Source organism: Microbacterium sp. SORGH_AS_0969 (assembly GCF_030818255.1).
Classification (GTDB): Bacteria; Actinomycetota; Actinomycetes; order Actinomycetales; family Microbacteriaceae; genus Microbacterium.
Window position 1 is genome coordinate 1,281,561 of sequence record NZ_JAUTAG010000001.1, and the last position, 21,573, is coordinate 1,303,133.

The 21,573-nt window shown below is 67.0% G+C and carries 17 protein-coding genes; 9 read left to right on the forward strand and 8 right to left on the reverse strand.

Going from position 1 to position 21,573, the window contains the following annotated elements; genetic code table 11:
• The 3 genes from recF to dnaA form a co-directional block, all read right to left on the reverse strand.
• Positions 1–1,152, reverse strand: a complete 1,152-nt coding sequence (gene recF, locus QE388_RS05935) for a DNA replication/repair protein RecF (protein ID WP_307383836.1) — start codon at positions 1,150–1,152, stop codon at positions 1–3.
• Positions 1,153–1,209: 57 nt separating this feature from the next.
• The gene (dnaN, locus tag QE388_RS05940; RefSeq protein WP_275796820.1) at positions 1,210–2,361 is read right to left on the reverse strand and encodes a DNA polymerase III subunit beta; all 1,152 of its coding nucleotides are present in this window, start codon (positions 2,359–2,361) and stop codon (positions 1,210–1,212) included.
• Between the two features lie 448 nt (positions 2,362–2,809).
• The gene (dnaA, locus tag QE388_RS05945; protein WP_307383839.1) at positions 2,810–4,225 is read right to left on the reverse strand and encodes a chromosomal replication initiator protein DnaA; all 1,416 of its coding nucleotides are present in this window, start codon (positions 4,223–4,225) and stop codon (positions 2,810–2,812) included.
• Between the two features lie 296 nt (positions 4,226–4,521).
• On the opposite strand from dnaA, the gene rpmH reads away from it, so the two are divergent.
• Genes rpmH through rsmG form a run of 6 tightly spaced genes read left to right on the forward strand, consistent with a single transcriptional unit; the run spans position 4,522 to position 7,591 of the window.
• Positions 4,522–4,659: a 50S ribosomal protein L34 gene (rpmH, locus tag QE388_RS05950; RefSeq protein WP_013584598.1), complete on the forward strand. Its 138-nt coding sequence runs from the start codon at positions 4,522–4,524 to the stop codon at positions 4,657–4,659.
• Positions 4,660–4,667: 8 nt separating this feature from the next.
• On the forward strand, positions 4,668–5,006 hold the full coding sequence (gene rnpA, locus QE388_RS05955; RefSeq protein WP_307383842.1) for a ribonuclease P protein component: 339 nt from the start codon (positions 4,668–4,670) through the stop codon (positions 5,004–5,006).
• The gene (gene yidD, locus QE388_RS05960) at positions 5,003–5,359 is read left to right on the forward strand and encodes a membrane protein insertion efficiency factor YidD (RefSeq protein WP_013584600.1); all 357 of its coding nucleotides are present in this window, start codon (positions 5,003–5,005) and stop codon (positions 5,357–5,359) included. Before rnpA ends, yidD begins: the two co-directional genes overlap by 4 nt.
• Positions 5,360–5,406: 47 nt before the next feature.
• Complete coding sequence (yidC, locus tag QE388_RS05965; protein WP_373426638.1) at positions 5,407–6,435, forward strand: membrane protein insertase YidC; 1,029 nt, start codon at positions 5,407–5,409, stop codon at positions 6,433–6,435.
• A gap of 14 nt (positions 6,436–6,449) precedes the next feature.
• Entirely contained in the window at positions 6,450–6,953 is a 504-nt protein-coding gene (locus QE388_RS05970; RefSeq protein ID WP_275796785.1) for a R3H domain-containing nucleic acid-binding protein, read from the forward strand.
• Between the two features lie 8 nt (positions 6,954–6,961).
• Complete coding sequence (gene rsmG, locus QE388_RS05975) at positions 6,962–7,591, forward strand: 16S rRNA (guanine(527)-N(7))-methyltransferase RsmG (protein ID WP_307383851.1); 630 nt, start codon at positions 6,962–6,964, stop codon at positions 7,589–7,591.
• A gap of 2,057 nt (positions 7,592–9,648) precedes the next feature.
• On the opposite strand, the gene QE388_RS05980 is transcribed toward rsmG, so the two are convergent.
• Positions 9,649–10,543 (reverse strand): IS5 family transposase gene (locus QE388_RS05980; protein WP_307383853.1). Its coding sequence is split into 2 segments (ribosomal slippage): positions 9,649–10,191 and positions 10,193–10,543, totalling 894 coding nucleotides; the frame shifts between segments, so codons are not numbered across the junction.
• Between the two features lie 3,041 nt (positions 10,544–13,584).
• Between QE388_RS05980 and QE388_RS05985 the strand changes: the two genes are divergently transcribed.
• From QE388_RS05985 to QE388_RS05995, 3 genes are read left to right on the forward strand one after another with little or no spacing between them, the layout of a single operon-like run.
• Positions 13,585–14,502 (forward strand): ParA family protein, encoded by a 918-nt coding sequence (locus QE388_RS05985; RefSeq protein WP_307383856.1) that lies wholly within the window; start codon positions 13,585–13,587, stop codon positions 14,500–14,502.
• Entirely contained in the window at positions 14,502–15,482 is a 981-nt protein-coding gene (locus tag QE388_RS05990; RefSeq protein ID WP_307383859.1) for a ParB/RepB/Spo0J family partition protein, read from the forward strand. Before QE388_RS05985 ends, QE388_RS05990 begins: the two co-directional genes overlap by 1 nt.
• Before the next feature lie 42 nt (positions 15,483–15,524).
• Positions 15,525–15,872, forward strand: a complete 348-nt coding sequence (locus QE388_RS05995) for a hypothetical protein (RefSeq protein ID WP_058596205.1) — start codon at positions 15,525–15,527, stop codon at positions 15,870–15,872.
• A gap of 401 nt (positions 15,873–16,273) precedes the next feature.
• Here QE388_RS05995 and trxA read toward each other — a convergent pair whose 3' ends face one another.
• The 4 genes from trxA to QE388_RS06015 all read right to left on the reverse strand — a co-directional run bounded on the left by trxA (position 16,274) and on the right by QE388_RS06015 (position 21,552).
• The gene (gene trxA, locus QE388_RS06000) at positions 16,274–16,597 is read right to left on the reverse strand and encodes a thioredoxin (RefSeq protein ID WP_058596206.1); all 324 of its coding nucleotides are present in this window, start codon (positions 16,595–16,597) and stop codon (positions 16,274–16,276) included.
• Positions 16,598–16,658: 61 nt separating this feature from the next.
• Entirely contained in the window at positions 16,659–17,645 is a 987-nt protein-coding gene (trxB, locus tag QE388_RS06005) for a thioredoxin-disulfide reductase (protein WP_307383861.1), read from the reverse strand.
• Between the two features lie 74 nt (positions 17,646–17,719).
• A complete protein-coding gene (murJ, locus tag QE388_RS06010; protein WP_307383862.1) occupies positions 17,720–19,318 on the reverse strand; it encodes a murein biosynthesis integral membrane protein MurJ in 1,599 nt (532 codons plus the stop codon).
• Positions 19,315–21,552, reverse strand: a complete 2,238-nt coding sequence (locus QE388_RS06015; RefSeq protein ID WP_307383864.1) for a DUF6049 family protein — start codon at positions 21,550–21,552, stop codon at positions 19,315–19,317. Before QE388_RS06015 ends, murJ begins: the two co-directional genes overlap by 4 nt.
• Positions 21,553–21,573 lie beyond the last annotated feature (21 nt).

Here is a 21,573-nt window from a genome sequence, read left to right on the forward strand (position 1 = left end):
TCACTCATCGTCGTCGCTCACGATCCGACCCGCCTCCACCCGAACCACGTGGGCGCGGAGGGCGTCGGGGACGTCCTCTTCGACCGCGGAGGTGACGATCACCTGCTCGTATCCGCCGACGAGCTCGGCGAGGCGCGCGCGGCGTCCGGCGTCGAGCTCGGCGAACACGTCATCGAGGATCAGGACCGGGTCTCCGAGACGTGACTCCGCGCGCAGGATCTCGGCCGAGGCCAGTCGCAGAGCGAGCGCGACCGACCAGGACTCCCCGTGCGAGGCGTAGCCCTTCACGGGCAGGTTGCGGACTCGCAGGACCAGGTCGTCACGGTGCGGGCCGACGAGGGTCAGTCCGCGCTCGAGCTCAGCGGCACGACGAGCGGTGAGGGCGGCGCGGAACTGGTCGGCGAGGGGCCCGGCCGACGTCGAGGTCGCCGCGTCGCCTTCTTCGGGGTCGCCGCCTCCGACGGAGAGTGCCCATTCGAGGCGCGGTTCGTGGTCGGCGCCGGCAATGGCCGCGTACGCCCGCGCCACCGGCTCCGACAGATCGGATGCCAGCGCCAGGCGCGCCTCGATGAGCTCGGTTCCGAGGGTGACGAGCTTGTCGTCCCACACGTCGAGCGTGCCGAGGGCGTCGCCGCGCACCCCTCTCGCCCGAGCGGACTTCAACAGAGCGGTGCGCTGACGCAGGACCCGGTCGTAGTCGGCGACGACCGCGGCCATGCGGGGGCTGCGTTGCACGATCAGCTGGTCGGCGAAGCGCCGGCGTGCGGACGGGTCACCGCGGACGATCTGAAGGTCCTCGGGCGCGAAGAGGATCACCTGCGCGTAGCGCGGCAACTCGGCGGTGCGGACGTTCACGCCGTTCACGCGCGCGCGATTGGAGCCCTGGCGATTGAGCTGCAGTTCGAGCAGGACGCTGCGCTCCCCGTGGGCGAGACGCGCGCGGACGATCGCGGCATCCGCCCCGTCTCTCACCATCGGCGCGTCACTGGAGACGCGATGAGAACCGAGCGTGGCCAGGTAGGCGACCGCCTCGACGAGGTTGGTCTTGCCCTGGCCGTTCCGCCCGACGAAGACGTTGGCGCCGGTGGCGAGCGAGACGTCGACTTCCGCGTAATTGCGGAAATCCCTGAGTCCCAGCTGCTCCACGATCACCGAGTCAGACTACCGGCCGCCTCCGACACCGAAGCCCGAGGATCGGCCCGGGCCGGCTCAGCGCAGCAGCAGATTCGGCTGGAGCAGGTACTTGAACGTGCCCTCGCCGCCCTTGTCGACCGAGGTCTGCGGGGTGACCAGCACGGGGCTCAGCTTGTTCGCGTTGTCGCTCGACGTGAACGTGATGCGGGTGAACTCGCTGCGCACGGCACCGAGCGACTCGAGCAGGTACTGCGGATTGAGGCCGAGCGTGACCTCGTCGCCGACCAGCGTGGCATCCACTGTCTCGGTGGCGCGCGCCTGCTCGGTCCCCGAGGCGTCCATCGACACTCCGTCGGCGCCGAAGGTGAAGCGCAGCGGAGCGGAGCGGTCGAGGACGAGCGCCACACGGCGGACGGCTTCGGCCAGTTCTGCGGTGTTCACGACGCTGTGGTGCTCGGTCTGCTCGGGGAAAAGCCGGCGCACCGGGGGGAAGTTGCCCTTGATGAGGAGAGACGTGACGGTCTTGTTCGCCGCGGTGAACGCGATGATCTCGCGATCGCCGGAGCCCGAGAAGGCGATCGAGATGTCGCCGCCGTGCGCGAAGGTCTTGCCGACCTCCTGCAGGGTGCGCGCGGGCACCAGCGCCGAGGTCGTCTCGTCGGATGCCGCGTGCCCGCCGTCCCAGGGGATCTCGCGCAGCGCGACGCGGTAGCGGTCGGTGGCGACGAGGCTGAGCCGCGTTCCGCTCACCTCGAGCTGGACGCCGGTGAGGACGGGGGTGACGTCGTCGCGGGACGCCGCGAAGGCCACCTGCGCGATCGCGGTGGCGAACTCGTCCGCGGGGACCAGACCCGACTCACCCGTGACCTCGGGGATGGCGGGGTACTCCTGGACGGGCATCGAGGCGAGGGTGAACCGCGCCGACCCGCACGTGAGCAGGATTCCGCCGTCGTCGTCGACGGCGATCTGGATGGGAGCGTTCGGCAGGCGGCTGGCGATGTCGCTGAGAAGACGACCGTGGACGAGGATCGTGCCGGGCTCGTCGACCGTCGCCTCGATCGTCGTCCGCGCGGAGGCTTCGTAGTCGAACGCGGCGAGCGTGAGTCCCTGATCGCCGGCCTCGATGAGCACACCCGCGAGGATCGGCTGCGGATTGCGCTGCGGCAGGAGCTTGACCACGAACGAGACGGCTTCGCTGAACACATCGCGATTGACGTGGAACTTCACGGACGCTCCCTTGACGGCGGGTATGGCTTACCCATGCTAGTCCCCGACCGAGGCGCCCCCGATGTGCGTGCCTTCGCACCACGAGGTCATCGAATCTCTCTTAACTCAAATGGGATCTTTCATCTTGTTAACAGCTGTGGAGAGTGTGGATAACTCGACGGATCCCTGTTAACAGAAGGGAACGACACCAGTGTGACCTGTGGAGGCGTTGCGGAGAGCCTGCGCAGTTAACACGACGGCACTCGAAGGGGGTGCGCCTGCCGTCCACAGGTTAAGGCGCGTCGTACACAAGTCATCCGCAGAGATTTGGAGTTATCCACAGGTTTTCCACACTGTGTAGAACCGTGCGAAAAGTCTTCGCGGAAGAGGTTGTGACGGGTTCTCCCGGGCGAAAAAGACGAAAGGCCCGACCGCGGATGCGGACGGGCCCGGTGCGGGAGACGAGCTCTCAGCGCATACGTCCGAGTTGGCTCGTGATCTCCGAGACCTGGTTGAAGATCGATCGACGCTCCTTCATGAGGTCGCTGATCTTCTTGTAGGCGTACATGACGGTGGTGTGGTCGCGGTTGCCGAACAGCTGTCCGATCTTGGGCAGTGACAGGCTCGTACGCTCGCGGCAGAGATACATCGCGATCTGCCGGGCGGTGGCGACGGCCTGTGATCGGCTCGAACCGTAGAGGTCGTCGACCGAGAGCTTGAAGTACTGCGCGGTCGCCGTGATGATGTCGGTCGGAGAGACGACATTGGCGTCGTCCTGATCGATGATGTCGCGAAGCACCGTCTGCGCGAGCGACATGTCGAGGGTCGACCGGTTCAGACTCGCGAACGCGGAAACGCGGATGAGGGCACCCTCGAGTTCGCGGATGTTCGACGACACCACTGTGGCGATGTACTCGAGGACGTCGTCGGGAATGAGGAGACGTTCGCTCTGCGCCTTCTTACGGAGGATCGCGATGCGGGTCTCGAGGTCGGGCGCCTGCACATCGGTGATGAGGCCCCACTCGAAGCGACTCCGCATGCGATCTTCGAAGCCCGTGAGCTGCTTCGGGGGCAGGTCGCTCGTGATCACGACCTGCTTGTCGTGGTCGTGCAGGGTGTTGAACGTGTGGAAGAAGGCTTCCTGCGTCTCGGCACGCCCCTGGAGGAACTGGATGTCGTCGATCAGAAGGATGTCGACGTCGCGATATCGGGCCTGGAACGCCGAGCCGCGGTTGTTCGCGATCGAGTTGATGAAGTCGTTCGTGAACTCTTCGCTCGAGACGTATCGGACGCGGATGCCGGCGTACATGCTCGCGGCGTAGTCGCCGATCGCGTGCAGCAGGTGGGTCTTGCCCAGTCCCGAGTCCCCATAGATGAAGAGCGGGTTGTAGGCCTTCGCCGGCGCTTCGGCGACGGCGACAGCCGCTGCGTGGGCGAATCGGTTGGACTGGCCGATGACGAAGTTGTCGAAGGTGTACTTCGGGTTCAGTCGGGTGTCGCTGCGAGAAGCCGGGACGATCGGCTCCGGAGCCTGCTCGGGGATGAGTGAGTGACCGGCCGGCGCCGACACGGAGCGCTCGTCGGCAGGAGTGGGTCGCGGCGAATCGATCAGGTCGGGATTCACGACCACACGGAACGCGTTCACTTCGGGGTCGGGCCCCTGAACCTGGGTCAGAGCCTCGAGGATGGGAGCCCGCATGCGCTTGTTGATCTGCCCTGCAGTCAGGTCATTGGGGACATCGAGGTACAGGGTGCCGCCCATCACGCCCTGGGGAACGGCGAGGTTCAGGAAGCCGTGGAGCTGCGGCGTGACGCGCTCGTCCTTGAGAAGGTGGTCGAGCACGGCGGACCAGACGGGAACATCCGGTACTTCGTGCAATGACATGTCCCCTCCGGGATCTCGGCGCGCGGGCAGACCGACGGAGTCACGTCGAACCTGTGGATAACTTCCGGGGCCACGCTAGTTCGCGGCTCATCCGGAGCAAAATCCACTGTAGAACGCTGTCGCGTGTCTTTGCCACGCCTGTGGACAACGACTGGGGATAATGGGCGGTCGGTTTCTCGGTTTGAGTTAAGGGCGCGCGCGACGTAGCCTTAGTCGGTTGACTTATGCCTATACGGCAGTCCCGACCCACGTCCCCGGCAGAAGAGCATCGGGCGACACCACCTCCGGAGTGACCCATGAGCAAGCGCACCTTCCAGCCCAACAACCGTCGCCGCGCCAAGAAGCACGGCTTCCGCGCCCGCATGCGCACGCGCGCCGGCCGCGGCATCCTCGCGGCCCGTCGTGCCAAGGGCCGCACCGAACTCTCGGCCTGATTCACCCGGTGCTCGCGAAGCCGAACCGACTCACCCGCGGATCGGACTATAAAGCCACTGTCCGCCGGGGGACTCGGTGCGCCGGAACGCACGCCGTGACCTATGTCGGCAGCGTGGACGAAGACGGCCCCGCCCGTTTCGGTTTCATCGTGAGCAAGCAGGTCGGATCCGCGGTGATCCGCAACACCATCCGCCGCCGCCTGAAGGCGGTGTGCGCCGAGGCGCTCCCGTCTGTCCGCGGGGGCGCCTCGGTCGTGATCCGGGCACTCCCCTCCTCGGCGACCGCCGATTACGCGTCGCTCCGGTCCGACGTCCTTCGTTGCTTGCAGCGGAAGGCTTTCGCATGAGCGCCTCGACCCTCCCCACCTCGTCCACCGGGACGGCTCATTTCGAGCTGTCCGCGGTGGTGGCATCCGTCCCGCTCCTCCCCAGGAACGCGGGACTGGCCCTGTTGCACGCGTATCGCGCGACGATCTCGCACGTCTATGGCGACGTCTGCAAGTACTACCCGTCCTGTTCTGCCTATTCGGTAGGCGCCGTGCAGCAGCACGGACTCGTCAAGGGTGTCGCGCTGACCGCGGCCCGCCTCGCACGCTGTCATCCCTGGGCTCAGGGAGGCATCGACGATGTCCGTCCTCACCGCGCCTTCCGTCACGAACTCACTCCGCACGGATTCGTCGTGCCCTCCCGGAAGGACTGATCGTGCAATTCGATCTCATTGGGACCATCCTCTGGCCGTTGAAATGGATGGTCGAGCTCGTGCTGGTGGGCTGGCACGCGCTGTTCACGGCGTTGGGTATGGCGCCGGCCGCGGGCCTCACCTGGGTGCTCTCGATCGTGGGTCTCGTGCTCATCGTGCGTGCCGCCCTGATCCCGCTCTTCGTGAAGCAGATCAAGAGCCAGCGCAAGATGATGGAGATCGCTCCGGAACTGCGCAAGGTGCAGGAGAAGTACAAGGGCAAGCGCGACCAGCTGTCTCGCGAGGCGATGAGCCGCGAGACCATGGCTCTGTACAAGAAGCACGGCACGACGCCGGTCTCGAGCTGCCTCCCGCTCCTGGTGCAGATGCCGATCTTCTTCGCCCTGTTCAGCGTGCTGAACGACGTGTCGAAGCACGCCGCGAGCGGCGTCGGTGGTGTGGGTCTGCTCACCCCCGAGCTCACGACCGAGTTCTACGACGCGCGTCTGTTCGACGTGGCATCCATGCACGTGAACCTCGTGACGGCGTGGAGCCAGCCCGACGGCCAGGTCACCGTGGCGATCCTGCTCACGCTGGTGGTGCTGATGATCGCGTCGCAGTTCTTCACGCAGCTGCAGATCATCTCGAAGAACCTCTCCCCCGAGGCGAAGACCGGCCAGGCGTACCAGATGCAGAAGGTGATGCTTTACATCCTTCCGCTGGCGTTCATCTTCTCGGGCGTCTTCTTCCCGCTCGGTGTCGTCATCTACTGGTTCGTCAGCAACCTGTGGACGATGGTCCAGCAGTTCGTCGTCATCCGCGAGATGCCGACCCCCGGATCGGACGCGGCGAAGGCCCGCGAAGAGCGCCTCGCGCGCAAGGGCAAGGCGATCGATTCGAGCGGCAAGGTCGTCCCGATCGAGAAGTACCGCGCCGAGCAGCAGCGTCTCCTCGAAGAGGCCGAGCGCGCCCGTGCAGCGCAGCCCAAGCGGCAGCAGCCGGTCGGCAAGCAGCGTGCCAAGAAGCAGCAGGGCAACAAGCCCGGCTCCCCGGCACGGCCGGCCCCCGGCTCCGCCGCATCCGACCCCTCCTCCTGACGACCGGAGACATCATGACGACGTCCGAGCAGATCTCGACCGACCAGAACGCCGCCACCGAAGAGCAGCTCGAGCAAGAGGGCGACATCGCCGCCGACTTCCTGGAGGGTCTGCTCGACATCGCCGATATCGACGGTGATCTCGCCCTCGACGTGCGTGCCGGGCGTGCCTACGTGTCCGTGGAGGCGGACGACGCGAGCGCGCTGTCGTCGCTGTCGCACCCTGACACGGTTCAGGCCCTCCAAGAGCTCACGCGTCTCGCCGTGCAGAACGCGACCGGTCGCTTCTCCCGACTGATCCTCGACGTCGGCGGCTCGCGCGACGCGCGCCAGCGTCAGCTCGAGAACCTCGTCGACCGCGCGATCGAACGCCTGGACGAAGGCGCTTCGCAGGCGTCTCTGCCGGCGATGTCGAGCTACGAGCGCAAGCTCGTCCACGACATCGCCGCGGAGCGCGGCTGCGTGTCCGAATCCTTCGGCGAGGGCGCGGACCGTCACACCGTTCTGCGCCGTAGCTGAGGACCCGGATGCCGTTGGAGCTGGAGCCGGAGCCGGCTGTCGCCGCGGAGATCTTCGGTGATCGTCTCAGCCTCGCTCGGCGATTCACCGAGGCTCTCGCGCAGCATGGCGAGAAACGCGGTCTGATCGGTCCGCTCGAGGTCCCACGTCTGTGGACACGTCACATCCTCAACAGTGCTGTCGCGGCGCCCTTCTTCGAAGGGCAGGCGGCGGACATCGGTTCTGGTGCCGGTCTGCCGGGGATCGTTCTCGCGATCGCGCGCCCGGACGTGCAGTGGACGCTCATCGAGCCGATGGAGCGCCGGACGATCTGGTTGACCGAGCAGGCGGAGGCCCTCGGACTCTCGAACGTCACGGTCGCTCGAATGCGCGGGGAAGAGTGGACCGGTGGGCGTTCGTTCGACGTCGTCACCGCGCGTGCGGTGAGTGCGCTCCGCACCTTGCTCCCCTTCACGGCTCCCCTGGTTCGTCCGGGCGGTCGACTGGTGCTCTTGAAGGGAGCGAATGTCGCGGCCGAGATCGACGCGGCCGCGAAGCAGGTGCGCCGCTTCGGACTGACGGATGTGCGCGTTGAGGTCGTCGGCGAGGGTCAGCTGGACGAGCCGACACGCGTGTTCGTCGCGACGGTATCGCGCTGACGAGCTCTTTCTTCCGCCGCTCGCGAGCCTGATTACCGCGACTGATCGCGGTGCTGTCTCACCAGCCCGCGTGAGGCTTCGGTGAAGCACTGTTCTCTTCGGGCCGCGGACGCGACGTATGCGTAGCGTGGCCCGCGAACATGTATGACAAGTACGTGCGGCGCTTTCAGTACGACCGTCACGAGCTTCTCGATTGAAAGACGTGCATCGCAGTGCTTCCGGCGTGAACCCGGGTGCCCGCGTGCGTCAATCCTTGGATGGTCACTGCGGACGTTACCGCCGCATGGGGAGCGCGCGTTCCACGTGAAACGCGACTCTCAGAGTCCCGTGGTGTCGATGACGGCTGTGCATCCTCACCCTCGGTGATGGCCCGGTGCGTCGGCGGTGAGAGAGTGCGATTCCTTTTCCAAGTGGGCGTGGCCCTTTCGACCGAGTCTGGTGGGAAGCATCTGGCGGGCTCGTGGGGCAATGCCATGGGACCTCAATCACCTGCGCTCGACTGCGGTGACAGGAGAAGCTCGACGGAGAGTTCTGATCAACATCTGAAGTCGCTCGCGTCTGGATGTGGTCCCTGGCCGAGGCCATGCTCGGTGTCCTGCTCAAGGGAGATCGCGCTTCACCTCTCCCCCGCGGCCAGGGGAGGTGTCCGTACAACGCGGCCGGAAGCCTGCTGCTTGGTGATCGTCGGAAGTGCCCGACCTCTAAAACTCCCGTGATCGCAAGAGTCGGTGGTTTCAGGGCGATGACCGGCACCGGCGTGAGCCGTCGGCGGCGTTGTCGGCGGTGGAGTTGCGGCGCCCGCACGCCGGGGTCAGTGGCTTCTGCGATGGGCATCAATGTCGGTTGGACAGGTTGTCAACTGCCAGGGTTCGCGCGCATGGGCGGTGAGGGCGTCGTTTGATGTCGAGGTCGTGTGACACGAGGGCCCTTCCCCGGCGCGAGCTCGTGTCGGGGCGTGAACGGAGGAGTGACCGCGCCCGCGCGTTGTTCGGCTGACCCCGGTTGAGACTCAAGGCGTCGGAGACAGACCTCGAGACGGCGATGCGCACGTCGTCGGTGACCGGCGCGATCAGGGTGTGACAGGCGACGGTGTTCGACACGAGAGTTGTTTGAGCGAGGCCAGCGCTCGCCCGGTTTCCGTGGGTGAGCGGCACGATGGGACGGCATCCCGGCTCTATCGGTCATCGCTCGCACCATTGCGCAGGCAGTGTTGCGCGGCTCACCGTCTCACCGCGACGCCGGACTGGTGTGTGGCGTGTTGCCAGGCCTCGGAGCTCGGCGTGTGTTCGGTGCCGCCGTGGGTTTCGGCGCCCTCGGAGCGGCGCGGCGCACGAGCGTCGCCCGCCGTGACGGTCGCGGGTGACACGGTTGTCGGCTCCTGGAGGGAAAGTGGACGCGCACTGCGGGCTGCTCGAGCCGACCTGCGTGCTCGCGTGCCAGGTTGAATCGAGAATTCGAGCAGATCGACCTGCTGCGTGAGATGGTCCCGCAGAGTGCGGTTGTCGCACAGGGGGTTCGATGAGGAAGTGACGGGATGCTGCGACGCGCGGGCGTCTGTGATCTTGGCGGTCGTCGCAGGATGCTGGGTGTCGCTCGACTGCCGAGATCATTTCGTGTGCGTAGGGAAGTGCTGGGAGAAGCGCCGCTGCCAGGGTCGCGTCTCGGATACATCTCGCGTCTCGATGGCAGAGGTCCATGAGATCCGCTACGCCTGAGTCGCGTAGCGGTCTGAGTGGGCTGAAGCCCCGTCACGTGTGATCCTCCTGAGTGCGCACGTCTGAGGCGTGTGACCAGGCGTGATGTTTCACGTGGAACGAGGCGTGCGCTACTCCCCCTGACGTCGAGGCGCCGCGTGGCGACAGTTTTCTGGGATGAGTTGGCGGCGTGAGGAGCACGTCACGCCTATCCGATCGTTTTTGCACCCGACCCGCACGTTCGGCGTTCCTGTTTCACGTGAAACATTCTTTGCCGTACGCCCGCGGTCCCCTGGCGTCGGGATGTCGTTGCCGACCCATGCGTACTGTGTGAACGTACGTGGTGTCCGCGCGCGGGAAGCCCTAGGCCGTGTCTGACAATGTCTTGGTCCAGGTGATGGTGGCGTGGATGAGGACGGCGGCGCGGAATACGACCGCTAACTTGTCGTAGCGGGTGGCGAGGCCTCGCCATTGCTTGGTGTGGCAAAACCGCCGCTCGATGACGTTGCGGTTGCGGTAGTCATCGGCGTCGAGCCCGACGGGCCTGCCGCCGCGGGATCCGCGGCGTTTGCGGTGACCTTGCTGGTCACGCGGTTCCGGGATCACGGCCTTGATTCCCCGGCCGCGCAGGTGCGCTCGGATCGCGCGCGACGAGTACGCCTTGTCGCCGCGGACCGCATTCGGACGTGTGCGAGGCCGTCCGACCGGTCGGGTCACGCGCAGCTGCTCCAGCATCGGGATCAGCATCGGTGAATCACCAGCCTGGCCGGGAGTGATCACGGTGACCAGCGGAAACCCGTTGCCGTCGACGAGTTGATGGATCTTCGTCGACAGACCACCTCTCGAGCGGCCGATGCCGTGATCAGGCGGCTCGACGGTCAGATTCGTGTAATTCGATCCAGCCCCCTGTGGGGCGGGTCGTGTTCGTTGCGTGCTGATGCGCGCGAGCGATCGTGGAATCCACCGACACCGACCAGTCCACCATCCCTTCGGCGTCGGCCTGGGCGATCAGTGTGGACACGATCGTGTCCCACGTCCCCTCGGTGGCGAGCCGGTGATGCCAGGTCCATACCGTCTGCCAGGGCCCGAACACCTCGGGCAGATCACGCCACGCGATGCCGCACCGGTACCGGTAGATGATGCCCTCCAACATCGACCGCGCATCCGAGAACTTCCGCCCCGGACGCCCCGTCGGCTTCGGCAACATCGACTCAATCAACGACCACTGAGCATCAGAGAGCAACTGGAACCGCGACACGACCCCAGGCTCTCAGCCAAACGCACCAACCTTTGTCAGACACGCCCTAGCAGCGCAGGAGCGCGCACGAGTTGTGCAAGAGCTGCTGGCACGCGAGACCTACCAGCACGGACGCACGGGCGTGCGAGCTAGTGTGCAAAGGCCGGTGATCTTGAGACATCTGCTCGTCGATTCGGCTGGCTGATGAGCGAGTCGTGGAGTCAACTGACACGTGCAGGTACGTGTCCAGGCCACCACGCGTGCGGTCTTTCGCGTGCAGGTCGCGCACGGCGGTGAGTTCACCGATCCGTTGGCCCGAAGATGCCGAGCGTGTCCATTCCAGGTGATGTCGGGTCCCGTGAACGTGAGTGGACTGCTCGTCAGAGCAAGTCACACGCAGTGGACGGTCGGAGGTTCCGATGCGCGCCGTCCAGACCAAAGAAGACCCGCGACTGTCCCGGTGGAAATCAGGGCGCCGCGCGTGGTCGGGGACCTGTGCGTGCGCAAGACTTCGTGGCTGAAAGCAGGACGCCTCAGGATGAGAACAGTGACCTGATCGAATGATGCGGCGAGCTCATCCCCCACAGGTCCCTCAAGGGTGGTGCCCGCGTTTCGCGATGGCTGGTCGCACGTTGGCGGTTCTGGACCGGGGTCTGTCACTCGGTACGTCGCGAGCATTTGCCACCGGATCCTGCCTGCGCTGCTGTTGAGCGGCGCAGAGGTTATTCGAGGCAGGATTGGGGCGCTGAGGTGGATGGCGCGATCAGACCGACCTCCCCGCGCCGTCAGAGCCGCGGTCAGGCCTGTGGTGTGCAGTCCGCAGTCGAGCGCACGCGTCGACCTGCCCGTGAGCGGCGGATGCGCCGAGGGAAGTTCCCGCCGAGGTCGTGTGCCAACACGATTCTCCATGAGGTGCACGCATAGGGTGTTGGGTGGCCTGAGTCCGGCCGACGGGTTCGCGCGTTTCACGTGGAACGCGTGCACGCTGAGCAGTGCGAGCGGTCCACCAGGAGCGGCCGGCGAGACCAGCATCGGTCTGGTGGCTACGGCGCACGTGACGCCATCACGGGACCGAACGTCGGCCTTGCCGGGCGGTGTCGGATAATGGATGGGCGATTATCCATGATGGGTCGCACGAGGTGCTTGCTCAGTGTCCAGCCCCGACTGACGCCCGCAACTATCCGCCGAGGGCACTTCACGCTTTGGTGTCAACATCGAGTGTGGGTGTACGCATCCCGCGGTGAGCCCGCTGCCCGCATACCTGCTGGCTCGCGGTTCATAGACGACTACGGGCGGGATGTGTCGGCGGGTGAAAGCTAGGTCCGGGCGACACCCGCTCAGCCCCAGCTCTGACGGATGTACTCCACGACTGCTGGAAGCCAATGCAGCGTCGGCGTCGTTACCCGCGTTCGGGCCGTCCGCGGGGACTCGCGACTTCCGCACGAGCCACCGCACGACAACGCCTCGGGCGTGGCAGTGCTTTCTGATGAGACGACTCCTCACCGCGGCGTGCGGCGTTCTCATGGGACAACTCAACCGCCCGTCGAGAGCGGGTCGTGAGCTGAGTGGTTGGCTCCCACCTATCGTCGCCCGGTCGCGCGTTGGGGTTGTGCTGAACCTGCGGTTAGCGCGAGTGCGCGGCGAGAACCGTCCAGGACGCTGTTCCCATCGGCTCATTGTGTCTCTCGCAAGCGGTGTTTCACGTGAAACATGTTGCGGGCGCCGGCGTGCTGCTCGGGTCAGTATGAAGAAGAGAGAATACCGCGCAGGTCCAATCTGGTGGGGGGCGACGGGGCACCGGAGTGGAAAGAGTCGGGGTGAGTCGACGGCGGTCTCGTCAAGATCGCGGCGTTGCCCTCCTGGCCGACTTCGCCTCGCGCCCAACGTGAAGAAGGCGCGAGGAGTGGGTGTCTTGAAGCAGGAGACTGGCGATTGCTTCGACGGGTGATCGATACGCGAGCGTGACTGGGGCAATCGGACCGCACTGCAAACTGCAAGCCAGTTCGGCGCTTCGGGATGTTTCACGTGAAACCGACCAACGGATCTCGCTGCGCGGGATGTGCCCACGCGTGGGGAAGAGTGCAGGACGTCGCCGGGAGCCGGAGAGTCTCCCCAGCGGCGGAGAGTTGATCGAGTTCACGTAACGAGAACCGATCACGTCAATCGGTCATGGATCCAGTCGCTCCCGGGTCGATCTCGCTCACGTCAGAGTGTCGCTGGAGGAGTCCGGTTGGTTGTGTCTCCCTCGTCGAACAAGGTCGACGGTGTACCACGAGAAACGCCGACTGTTTGAGCCTTCGCGATGCAAGCCGGGCTGTCTGCGCTGCATGAAGCACCCCTGTCTGTTCTGACTACTCCTCGCGCGTCGCGGCTGGTCGACATGGCACAGTGAGTGCCGTGCGGCCGTGATCGCTGGCGCGCCGGCCACGCGCGGCGTGCAAGAAGCCTGCTGCACGGCTTCGCCCGGCAGGCAGCGAAGTTCGCGACCCGTGGTGAGATGCTCGATCGGCGAAACAGAGCTGATTGCGATCCTCTGCGTGTTCTCTGTGCACTCGAACTCTGTGGTCTTGACACGCCTTGGATCCTGGTTGAGTCGCTCGTCCTGCCCCGCGGCGCATGTCGCAGAATACGAGCACAGAGCGCACCGCAGACGTTGCTCACGCGAGACCTTGCACTCGGGGCTCGTCGCTCGACGCTTCGCGCTCCCGAGTTGGTGCTTGGTGCCTGGGGCTCGGCAGTCAGGACTCGGTGGTCGTCACTTGCTACTCTGTGAGTCGCTCGTGGCAGGCGGCACTTCACGGGTGGCAGGGTGCTGACGCCTCGCGGCACCAGGCTGCGACTTAGCCACTCTCCCTGATGTCGACAGCGCCTTACCGCCCCCAGTGACCTCCATAAGACCGCGCCTCGGGGTGGACGAGGCAGGCAACGGCATCCCGACCACCCCCACGAAGTGGGCTCGAACCTCGCCCACAACTCTGTGGATAACCGGCGCTCGGCGATCGTCGCGACCGCCTCGCGGGTAGACTGGGCGAGTTCGGCGACGGCAAGGGAGAGCGTTTCACGTGAAACAGTCCGACGAAACGCCATCGTCATCCTCGTTCTATGACTCCCCCATCGCACGCGAGATCGCTGATCTGTCCGCGCGGCGTCGGGCGCTCGAGAGCGCGAAGGTCGAACTCTCCGGGCGTACGCGCGTCTTCACGGTGTCGAACCAGAAGGGCGGCGTCGGCAAGACGACGACGGCCGTGAACATCGCCGCCGCTCTCGCGTCTGTGGGAGCGCGCGTGCTGGTGGTCGACCTCGACCCGCAGGGGAATGCCTCTACGGCGCTGGGGGTCGCTCACAACGCAGAAACCGCGAGCATCTACGACGTTCTGATCAACGAGGTGCCTCTCGCGGATATCGTCCAGACGAGTCCCGAGTCACCGAACCTCCTGTGCGCGCCCAGCACCATCCACCTGGCGGGCGCCGAGATTGAACTGGTCTCACAGGTCGCTCGCGAGCACCGTCTTCGAGGAGCGCTGCGCGACTACCTCGCGATCGATGGCAATCATCTCGATTTCGTCATCATCGACTGTCCCCCGTCGCTGGGTCTGCTCACCATCAATGCGTTCACGGCGGCCGACGAGGTCATGATCCCGATTCAGTGCGAGTACTACGCGCTGGAGGGGTTGAGCCAGCTTCTCGGCAGCGTTCAGATGATCCAGAAGCATCTCAATCCGACGCTGCATGTCTCCACGATCCTCCTCACCATGTATGACGGGCGTACCCGTCTGGCTCAGCAGGTGGCCGACGAGGTGCGTTCCCACTTCACGGACGAAGTGCTCGATACCGTGATCCCCCGCTCTGTGCGCGTTTCGGAGGCACCGAGCTTCGGGCAGACCGTGATCGCGTACGATGGCCAGTCAGCGGGCGCCATCGCCTACCGCGAAGCCGCGGTCGAGATCGTCAACCGCGACACCACGACGAAGGGCTCCTGATGGCGAAGAGGACCGGACTCGGGCGCGGTATCGGCGCCCTGATCCCCACGGCGGAGGCTTCGGAGGCGCGTCCGGTCGACGTTTTCTTTCCCGGCGCGCCGGCGAAGGATTCGTCGGCCCAGCCGGCATCCCCCGCTGGAACGGACGCGGCTTCGCCTGCGGACGACCTCGTTTCGGTGCCGGGCGCTCGTCTCGTACACATCGACCCCAAGGCGATCGTCCCCAACCCTCGCCAGCCACGTACGCACTTCGACCCCGAAGACCTCGCGGAGCTCGTGCACTCCGTGCGGGAGTTCGGTGTGCTCCAGCCCGTGGTCGTCCGCGACAAGGGCGACGGCACCTATGAACTGATCATGGGCGAGCGCCGGACGCGCGCTTCGAGGGAGGCGGGCCTCGAGTCCATCCCCGCCGTGGTTCGCGAGACCGACGACGAGTTTCTGCTGCGCGACGCGCTCCTCGAGAACCTCCACCGCTCGCAGCTCAACCCTCTCGAAGAGGCGTCCGCCTACCAGCAACTCCTCGAGGACTTCGGCATCACCCAAGAGGAGTTGGCCACTCGTATCGGTCGTTCTCGTCCACAGATCAGCAACACCATTCGCTTGCTGAAGCTCCCTGTGCCTGTTCAGCAGCGGGTGGCGGCGGGAGTACTCAGCGCGGGGCACGCACGCGCGATCCTGTCGCTCGACGACCCGCAGGAGATGCAGAAGCTCGCCGACAAGATCGTCAACGAGGATCTCTCTGTGCGCGCGGCGGAAGCAGCGGCCAAGATGCCGGGGGTCTCGCCCGCGCGTCAGAAGCCGAAGGCAGGGTCGCGACGTTCCGGTCTCGACGACGTCGCGGAGCGGCTCGGTGACCGACTCGACACCAAAGTACGCGTTTCGCTGACGGCAAAGAAAGGCCAGATCAGCATTGATTTCGCTTCGATTCAGGACCTGAATCGCATCCTTTCCGCCCTGGGCGAAGAGGGCTACACCGGCTGACGGACAGCGCCGGGTGCCGCCGGTCGCGCGTACCCTTGAAAGGTGACCGCGAACGAGCAAGACCCGCCCCGGCGGGCGAGTCTGGAACTGCTGCGGGCAGAGGCATCCGACGAACTGGCAGTGCTCATCCATGAGCGGCTGCGCGGTGGCGAAGACCCGTGGGACTTCATGGAAGACCTCCCGAGCGTCGATGAGCTCGTCGTCCTGACGCTGCGGGCCGACAACATCGCCGAGAACGGCGGGCAGCGCCCGAACCGTGCGCGCAACTATCGCGTCCTGCGGCAGATCGCTCTCGACTATCCCCCGCTCACGCGCGCTGTGTGGCGCATCCTGGGCGAAGAAGAGCCACACCGGCGCTGGGATGCCAGCGTGCGCCTCGACGCCTCCTGACGGCCCTCAGGCGCCTGACGCGCCGCACTCCCGGTACGACGTTGGGACCGCGCGGCGTACATTCCGCGGTCCGCGCAAAGCGCGAGCCGCGCACGGCGCCCACCCCCGCACGACGCGGTCCGCGCACGACGCGATCCGTGCACGACGCACACCGCGCGCGTTGCACACCCCGGTAAGACACGGCCCGCGCGACGCAAACCCCGAAGCGCGACCCCGTAGCGTCCTCTCCCCCGCCGCGTCGATGATGAAGCCTCCGTGGGCCTCATCCCAGCGCACCCCGGGCGTGATCGAGCGCGGGCCCTGCTCGGCATCCATTGTCCTTGCGACCCCCGGGGCGATACGCCGCCGGAAACGACGGATCCCCGACGCCGAAGCGCCGGGGATCCGATTCGCGAGGGGACTCAGCCGATGAACGGCGCGAGGTCCTGCTCGAGCGCGTACTTGGGCTTCGCGCCGATGATGGTCGTCTTGACCTCGCCGCCCTGGAACACCTTCATCGCGGGGATCGAGGTGATCTGGTACTTCATCGCGAGGTCGGGGTTCTCATCGACATTGAGCTTGAGGATCGTGATTTTGCCCGAGTTCTCGGACTGGATCTCGTCGAGCACGGGGGCGACCATGCGACACGGTCCACACCACTCGGCCCAGAAGTCCACGAGAACGGGTCCGTCGGCCTGCAGGACGTCCTGCTCGAAGGTCGCGGAGGTCGTCGCCTTGGCGGTCATGTGCTTTTCTCCTTAGTGAGAGCGTCAGTTGGTGAAACGCCCGGGGGCGTCGAATTGTTCCTCAGACCACCGCAGCGTCGGGCAGGCCCTCGATGAGGCTGTCGGCGACGGCCGGTTTGCCGGCCTCACCACGCGCCGCGAGGAAGTGCTCCACGTCGAGGGCGGCGACCGTGCCGCTGCCGGCCGCGGTGATCGCCTGGCGGTATGTGGGGTCGATCACGTCGCCGGCGGCGAAGACACCCTCGACCGACGTGCGCGACGAGCGCCCGTCGACCCAGATGGTGCCTTGATCGGTGAGCTGCAGCTTGTCGTGCACGAGGTGCGTGCGCGGGTCGTTTCCGATCGCGACGAACAGGCCGTCGAGCGGCAGCTCGCGCGTGGTGTCGTCGACGGTCGAGCGCAGGCGGACGCCGGAGACGGCCTCGTCGCCGAGAATCTCGTCGACCGCGCTGTTCCAGATGAACTCGATCTTGGGGTTCGCGAAAGCGCGCTCCTGCATGATCTTCGACGCGCGCAGGGTGTCCTTGCGGTGGATGATGTACACCTTCGACGCGAACTTCGTGAGGAAGTTGGCCTCTTCCATCGCGGAGTCGCCGCCGCCGACGACGGCGATCGTGCGGTCGCGGAAGAAGAATCCGTCGCACGTGGCACACCACGAGACGCCGCGGCCGGACAGGCGGTCCTCGCCCTCGAGCCCGAGCTTGCGGTACGCGGAGCCGGTCGCGTAGATGACCGAGACGGCCTCTTCGACCTTGCCGCTGCCCAACGTGACCTTCTTGACGTGTCCCTCGAGGTCGAGAGACACGACGTCGTCGTACAGGACCTCCGCGCCGAAACGCTCGGCCTGCGCCTGCATCTTGGCCATGAGGTCGGGGCCCTGGATGCCGTCGGGGAACCCGGGGAAGTTCTCGACCTCGGTCGTGTTCATGAGGTCGCCGCCGGCTTCGACGGAGCTCGCGACGACGAGGGGCTCGAGGTTCGCCCGGGCGGCGTAGATGGCGGCCGTGTAGCCGGCAGGACCCGACCCGATGATGATGACGTGACGCACGATTGCGCCTTCCTCTCGTTGATTCCGTCGGATGAAACCCATGGTAGCCCCGGGGTATTCCGCGGGGCTGAGGGCTAGCGTCGGGGCAGGAACCGCCGAACGAGTGAGAACGCCGACGCCACCTCGGGGGTGCGGAACAGGGCCAGGATGCCGACGTACACCGCCAGCACGACGGTTCCGATCAGGCCGGCTCCGACCGCTCCGGCGAGAGAGCTCGTCGTCATCCAGCCGGTCGATCCCCCGAGGAGCGAGAGAACGACGAATCCGGCCATCGCGGCCGGAAGCGACGCGAGGGTGAACTTGACCAGCGCGGGGAGCCACGCGGCAGCCCCGATCCCGCCGAGGCGCCGGTGCAGCAGCACGCTCGCGACGATGACCTGCACGATGCTGGCGAAGGATTGGGTGAGGGCCACCCCCGCGGCGAGGACGCTGCGATCAAGGAGGAGGCCCGCGAGAACCGCGCCACCGGCCACGAGAGCGCACTGCAGCAGCGTGAAGAAGAACGGGGTCCGGGTGTCGTTGTACGCGTAGAACGTCCGCTGCACGACGAACAGGACGGCCAGAGGCACCAGGCAGAGCAGGAAGCACAGGAGCACCGGAGCCGCGGCGGTCGCCTGCTCGGCGCCGTTGGTGAAGATGCGGCTGGCGGGTACCGCGGCCACGGCGAGGGCGGCAGCGGCCACGACGATGAAGAACCCGAGCGTACGAATGCTGCGAGCGATGTCGGCCCGCACCTCGTCGTGCCGTCCGGATGCCGCGTGCTCGCTGAGCTGCGTGAAGTACGGCGTCCCGATCGAGAGCACGATGATCGAGTACGGGAGCATGAAGAGGAGCCAGGCGTTCTGTGACGCGAAGATCGCCGGGTCCTCCCCAGAGGCGCCAGAGAGCACGTTGGATTGCACGATGCCGGCGAGTTGACCCGCGACGACCATGAGAAACGTCCACCCGGCCAGTCGGGCGATGTGGCGCAGGCCCACGCCCTTCCACTGGAAGTCCGGCCGCAGCGCCAAGCCGGCCCGCCGCCAGAAGAACACCAGCACGAGGGTCTGAACGACGATGCCCGCCGTCGCCGTTCCCGCCAGCACCGCGATCATGCTCGGTGTCCAGGCATCCACCCGGGTCTGGGGACCGCCGAAGATCAGGATGAACGCGCCGAAACCGGCGATCGAGACGATGTTGTTGACGATGGGTGCCCACGTGTACGGGCCGAACACCCGTCGAGCATTGAGGATCTCACCGAGTAGCGCATAAAGGCCGTAGAAGAAGATCTGCGGCAGGCACCAATAGGCGAACGCCGTCGACAGCGCGAGTTGGTCCGCTGTGAACTTGCTCGCGTACACCTGCACGAGGAACGGCGCGGCGATCATCGCGAGGGCGGTCGCGCCGAGCAGCCCGACCGTCCCGAGCGTGAAGAGCTTCGAGATGAACGCTTGGCCGCCGTCGGCGTGCGCTGCGGCCTTGACGATCTGCGGGACGACGACGGCGGTCAGCAGGCCGGTCGAGATGATCGCGTAGATGTTGTTGGGCAGCTGGTTCGCGACGGCGAACGCGTCGCCGGCGCCGCCGAAGGATCCGATCGCGGCGACGAGCACGATCGTGCGGAGCAGGCCACTGACCCGCGAGACGACGGTGCCCGCCCCGATGAGGACGCTCGCGCGACCGATGCTGCTCACGGGCGGGACTCCTCGGAGGCGCGGGGGTCGGTGGGGTCGTCGTCGACGGCATCGCCCTCGGCGGGCGCGCGTCCGTCGGCCGGCTCGTCGTCGGGTGTCGGCTCTGGTTCCTGGCCGGCGGCGACGCGCCGTCGACGCGCGAGGGTGCGGATCACGCCCACGCTGAGGAAGACGACGACGAGCACGATCACGACGATGAGGCCGATGCTCTCCCACTCGGCGCGCACTTCGACGTCGACGACCTGCGGGGCGCCGACGGGCTCTCCCGTGGGGCTGTAGAGCTGCAGGGCGACGCTGACCTCGCCGTTGGCCAGTCGCGCCTCGACGGGCACTTCGACGCGCGTGTTCGCCGAGGCCTGGGCCTCGACGGGGGTGCGATCCTGCACCCGGAGTCGCGCATCGTCGGGGCGGACCGCGAGCACGACCGAGATCGGCCACGGGAGGTCGTTGCGCACCCATGGACGCAGCGGCGCGCTCGAGCTCACCAGGCGGAAGTCCGACGACAGGATGCCGACCGCGTTCAGCGTGGTCTGTGTCGCGGCGCGATGGTCGGAGACGGTCGTGCGGGCGGCATCCCCTGTCCATCCCACGTTCAGCACCTGGAGGACCTCGGCGCGCTCGCGACCGGTGAGGAGGTCGGGCTGCTCGAGGATCGTCGCGAAGCGGTCGATGACCTGCTCGTCGGCGACGAGGTTCGTCACGTCGTCGACGAGCGTGCTGTCGACCGCGGCGTCGACGAGCGAGATCGCGGATGCCGGCTGCCCGGCGATCGCGTCGAGGGTCGTTCCGGTGAAGCCCGGCGCGGTCGTGACGGCCGTCATGGTGGCGCGCAGGCTCCCACGCGATCGGTCCGTGCCGCGGTCGAGGAGGGCGAGGACGGGGCGGTCGGCGTTCGCGGTGCGAGCGAAAGCCAGATAGCCGAGTGCCGCGGCGAGGTCGGCTCCGCGTCGAGTGGTGTCGTTCTCGCCGGCCGCGCGGGTCAGTGCCGCCGAGACCTCGGCGTCGTACACGGGGGTGGACACTCCTCCGACGCTGGCGTTCGCCGGGACGGCCTCGCCCGCACCGGCGACGGTGCTCGAGGGAACCAGGACTCGTGTGGGGGCATCCGCGGTCCCCTGACCGCCGAGAGCGGCCACCGTGTCGGCACCCGCGGAGCCGGAGGCCGGCCAATACACCGACGGAGTGGAAGAGCCGATGTCGAGGAGGGTCGTCAGGTCGGGGAGCGTCGGCTGACCGGGGGTCGCGGAGGGATCCGGCGACGGGCTCGCGACCGCAGGGGGCTGCGTGAAATCGCTCGCGATCATGTACGACTGGAGCGAGGTCGGGGCGAGGGGCGCCGTGAGCCCGGCGCGCAGTTGCGATGCCAGGTCGGCGTCGCCGAACTGCAGAGCGAAGCGTTCATTGGGCAGGGACAGCAGTCTCTGCAGCCACGCCACGGCGGTGGGAGGTGCCGACGAGCCCAGTGCGCGGATGGATGCCACGATCGCCGGGTCGATCGCCAGGGTCGCCCGCGTGCCGTCGACGGCGTCGAGCTGGGCCGAGAGCGGACCGTCGACCGCCGTCAGATCGACGAGCTCGTTCGCGGTGAGAAGACCCCGCGTCATCGGCGAGGCGGTGATCGGGACGACCAGCCCCAGGGGCGTCGGCGTTCCCGCGTCGGCGGTCACCACCACGACGCTGAGCGCCGTGAGGCCGTCGGCCGTGCGGGCGAGGAGCGGGTACACACCGGCGGCCCGACCGGCCACCGCGGCATCGGTCGCGGGCACGCTGAACGTCGTCGACGCCTGCGAGCCGGAGGGAGTGGCATCCAGAATCCCGGTGGCGATCTGCTGGAGCGTCACGCCCGTCGAATCACCGTCGAGCCAGCGCGTGAGCGCCGAGTCGTCGGCCAGGGCCTGTGTGCCGATCGACAGGGCCACGGAGGAGGCAGGGAGGGCGCTTCCCCCGCTGGGGTTCGCTCGGGTCGCGGTCGCGGTGAGTGCGTCTCCGCTGCGCAGGATGCCGTTGGCCGCCGGAGCGACCGCGAGCACCGGTGCGGCGCTCGCCGTGGCGGAGGGCGTCGGCGTGGCCGTTGGAGCAGCCACGGCGGCGGCGGGCGCGGCCATACCCAGCGCGAGGGCGGTTGCCGCGAGGGTCGCCAGCAGCCGGCGCGTGAGAGGGCGCCGCAGCACGGGTGAGCCAGAGGGCTGGGAGATCACGGTCATACGAGCGTCGGTGGGCGAGGGGTCTCGCACCGCGACGAGTCTAGGGCCGCC

Coding starts and splice junctions, on each gene's coding strand:
- dnaA (WP_307383839.1), bottom strand. CDS start 4,225: ATGTCATTGCACGAAGTACCGGATGTTCCCGTCTGGTCCGCCGTGCTC.
- rpmH (WP_013584598.1), top strand. CDS start 4,522: ATGAGCAAGCGCACCTTCCAGCCCAACAACCGTCGCCGCGCCAAGAAG.
- yidD (WP_013584600.1), top strand. CDS start 5,003: ATGAGCGCCTCGACCCTCCCCACCTCGTCCACCGGGACGGCTCATTTC.
- yidC (WP_373426638.1), top strand. CDS start 5,407: ATGGTCGAGCTCGTGCTGGTGGGCTGGCACGCGCTGTTCACGGCGTTG.
- QE388_RS05970 (WP_275796785.1), top strand. CDS start 6,450: ATGACGACGTCCGAGCAGATCTCGACCGACCAGAACGCCGCCACCGAA.
- rsmG (WP_307383851.1), top strand. CDS start 6,962: ATGCCGTTGGAGCTGGAGCCGGAGCCGGCTGTCGCCGCGGAGATCTTC.
- QE388_RS05990 (WP_307383859.1), top strand. CDS start 14,502: ATGGCGAAGAGGACCGGACTCGGGCGCGGTATCGGCGCCCTGATCCCC.
- trxA (WP_058596206.1), bottom strand. CDS start 16,597: ATGACCGCCAAGGCGACGACCTCCGCGACCTTCGAGCAGGACGTCCTG.